This is a genomic window from Lonsdalea iberica, assembly GCF_002111585.1.
GTDB lineage: Bacteria > Pseudomonadota > Gammaproteobacteria > Enterobacterales > Enterobacteriaceae > Lonsdalea > Lonsdalea iberica.
Window position 1 is genome coordinate 1 of sequence record NZ_LUTP01000085.1, and the last position, 3,514, is coordinate 3,514.

The 3,514-nt window shown below is 61.6% G+C and carries 4 protein-coding genes; all 4 read left to right on the forward strand.

What is annotated here, in order from left to right; translation table 11 throughout:
• Positions 1-396 precede the first annotated feature (396 nt).
• Positions 397-744 (forward strand): GPW/gp25 family protein, encoded by a 348-nt coding sequence (locus tag AU511_RS16550; protein ID WP_085653702.1) that lies wholly within the window; start codon positions 397-399, stop codon positions 742-744.
• Positions 735-1,847 (forward strand): baseplate assembly protein, encoded by a 1,113-nt coding sequence (locus AU511_RS16555; RefSeq protein WP_094110338.1) that lies wholly within the window; start codon positions 735-737, stop codon positions 1,845-1,847. The genes AU511_RS16550 and AU511_RS16555 overlap by 10 nt, the downstream gene beginning before the upstream one ends.
• Positions 1,840-2,415, forward strand: coding sequence for a phage tail protein (locus AU511_RS16560; RefSeq protein WP_094102290.1), 576 nt, complete (start codon positions 1,840-1,842; stop codon positions 2,413-2,415). The genes AU511_RS16555 and AU511_RS16560 overlap by 8 nt, the downstream gene beginning before the upstream one ends.
• The coding region (locus AU511_RS16565; protein ID WP_205756479.1) for a phage tail protein at positions 2,415-3,514 on the forward strand (1,100 nt) is incomplete at its 3' end. The genes AU511_RS16560 and AU511_RS16565, both read left to right, overlap by 1 nt.

A 3,514-nucleotide genomic window follows, 5' to 3' on the forward strand; every position in this document is an offset into this window, starting at 1 on the left:
CCGACACCCGACACCCGACACCCGACACCCGACACCCGACACCGCCCATTCCCCGTTCGCTTTCTGCGATATCCGCGCTTTCCGTTGACGGTTCCCCCATCGTCAATGCATCCGCATCATGAGATCGCCGAGTCCGTTGACGTCGATGGACACTCACGTTTGCCGTTAGCCGTTTGCCCTTTGCCTTTTTCGACCCTTTTCCCGACGCGTTCTCGCCCGTTTGCGACCTGTTTCGTGTCGTGAGTTTCACGCTCGCCGGGCGTTTTCTCACTATTTCCCTGTCGCGCCATCCGCCTTGAGGAAGGACGAAAAAAACGCGACTTTCCGCGATGAATCGTTACCTGCCTTTAACTGTGTTTACAAGCCCTGGCGCGGGCTGGCGGGGATACTGACCGTATGAAAACGAACTCAATCTTCTGGCAACCGGCACTGCAACACCCCGGCGATTTAGTCGAGGGCACCGCCGATATTGCTCAATCCATTTTCATTATTCTGCGCACCCCGCGCGGTAGCGACCCACATCGTCCGGAGTTCGGCAGCGATTTGCATCGCTACCTCGACTACCCGATTGACCGGGCTATTCCGCACGTGGTGCGGGAGTCGGTTGAGGCCATCAAACGTTGGGAGCCGCGCTGCAAACTGCTGGGCGTGAAACCCACGGTGGACGGCGAACATCTGACGCTGCGGGTGCAGTGGCGCACGGTTGCAGGCGTGGAACAACAAACGGAGCTGGTATGGCGTTAACAACAGAGCCTGTGTTTATCGAACGTGATGCAGAGGCGATCACGGCTGAAATGATTGCCCGCTACGAGGCGGACAGCGGCAAAACCCTTTACCCAGCACAGGCGGAGCGTCTGCTGATTGACCTTATCGCCTATCGCGAAATGCTACTGCGCAGCGCCATTCAGGACGCGGCCAAGCAGAACCTGGTGCGCTACGCGCGTGCGCCGATGCTGGATTATCTCGGCGAGCTGGTGGGCGTTTATCGCCTGGCCGCGCAGTCTGCGCAGGCGACGCTGGCATTTAGCGTCGACACCGCGCCGCTGACCGACGTGCTGATCCCGGCCGGGCTGCGAGTCAGCGCCTCCGATAGCGTCATCTTTGCCACCGACACGGACGCCGTGCTGAAAGCCGGCACGAACAGCATCACCACCACGGCGACCTGCACTGACGCGGGCACCGTCGGCAATGGTTGGCAGCCCGCGCAGATCAGTACCTTGCTGGACGATGTGAGCGATCTCGTCGACCTGACGGTCAGCAACCTGACGGCCACCAGCGGCGGTTCCGAGCAGGAAGATGACGAGAAGCTGCGTGAACGCATCATGCTGGCGCCCGAAGCGTTCAGCACCGCGGGTTCGCGGCTGGCGTACCGCTATCACGCGCTGAGCGCGCACCCGGACATCGTCGATGTCGCGGTGGTGTCGCCGATGCCGGGGACGGTCGAGCTGTACCCATTGATGTCCGATGGGCTGCCGGATGAGGCGGTGCTTACCGCCGTCGAAAGCCTGTGCTCGGCAGAGAAGGTGCGTCCGCTGACCGATACGGTCACCGTCAGCGCGCCGGAGCGGGTGGATTACGCCATCCATGCGCAGCTGGTCATCAAGCGCGGCGAGTCCGCCGAGTCCGTGAAAGCCGCGGCCGAAGCTGCCGCCGCCGTCTGGGTTAAGGCGCGGGCGGCGACGCTCGGCAAAGATATCGTGCTCAGCCAGATCATGGCCGCGCTGTCGGTAAGCGGCGTCTACGACGTTTCGCTGACCTCGCCCGCGCAGTCGCTGACGGTGGAAGAGCATCAGTGGGCGCACTGCACCGGTATCGAGATTGTCGCGACGGGGGTGTCGGATGAGTGATCTGCCTCTTCCGCCGCCGCTGGCGGGGGACGCCAGCCTGACCGCGCTGGCGAATCTGGCCGAGCGTTGGGATGAGCTGGATCTGTCGGCGCTGATGGTTTACCTCGTCGATATCGTCGACAGCAGCGCGCTGGACGCGTTGGCCGAACAGTTTTCGCTGAAGGAAGACGGCTGGGTGCTGGCGGAGTCGGAAGACGCGCGCCGGGCGATGATCAAAACCGCTATCGAAATGCATCGCTACAAGGGCACGCCCTGGGCAATCCGCGCGGTGATCCGCAGTCTGGGCTTCGGCGAGGTCGAGCTGATCGAGCATATCGGACGCCTCAGTTACGACGGCGAACGCCGTTACAACAACCTGTTCGTGTACGGCGACGCCAGCAAATGGGCGGTTTACCGCGTGCTGTTGCAGCAGCCGATCACCAACGATCAGGCGCAGATGCTGCGCCGCACGCTGGAGGCCATCGCCCCCGCGCGTTGCCATCTGGCCAGCATCGAATATACCGCCGTGCCGATTCGCTACAACCGCACGGCAATCTATGACAATAGTTACAACTACGGGAGTGCCTAATGGCAGAGTTAACAGAAAAAGCCGAGTGGACCGACGGGATATATCAGTTGGAAACCTCGGACCCGGTGGTAGGCGGCCCCGGCGGGATATCCAACCGTCAGGCGCAGGAACTGGCCTACCGCACGCGCTACCTGAAAGACAATTTGGAGGCGACCAGCGCCGGTCTTTCGCAGCACGAATCCGCGGCCGACCCGCACACCCAGTACGCGCCGAAGCTGAACCCGACCTTCAGCGGCATGCCGAAAGCGCCCACGCCCGCGAGCGACAGCAACAGCGATCAGCTGGCGACGACGGCGTTTGTGAAAAGCGTGGTGGCCGCGCTGGTCGATGGCTCTCCGGCGGCGCTGGATACGCTGAAAGAGCTGTCCGTCGCGCTGGGTAATGACCCGCACTTTGCGACGACGATAACCAACAGCATTGCGCAAAAGGCCCCGCTAAACAGCCCAGCGCTGAGCGGTATTCCGACCGCGCCGACCGCCGAACAAAGCGTGAATACCACGCAGATTGCGACAACGGCCTTCGTGAAGTCGGCCATCAATGCGCTGGTGGACGGTTCGCCGGAAGCGCTGGACACGCTGAAAGAGCTGTCAGCGGCGCTCGGCAACGATGCCAACTTCGCCGCCACGGTGACGAACTCGCTGTCCGGCAAAATGGAAAAAGGTCAAAACGGCGCGGATATCCCGGATAAAGCGCGTTTTCTCGAAAACCTTGGTTTAGGGGAAGGTTCTGCGCTACCGGTAGGAACGCCGATCCCCTGGCCGTCCGCGACGGTGCCTGCTGGATGGCTCCAGTGCAACGGCGCGACGTTTACAGCCGCCCAATATCCGAAGCTGGCGCAGGCCTATCCGGGACTTAAATTACCGGATCTGCGCGGCGAATTTATTCGTGGTTGGGACAGTGGGCGTGGGATTGATGGCGGGCGAAGCCTTCTCACTGTACAAGAAGCCAGCTGGATACAGCCCAACATTGAGACGAATACAGAAGCTACAGCAATAGGGTTTGGTGATGGCGAGCGTCCATTTAATACCGGCGAACAAGGAGCCGTGTCAGCAGTATCTATTGGAGGTAATAATGGGTCGCGTGCTCGCGCCTATGTTCG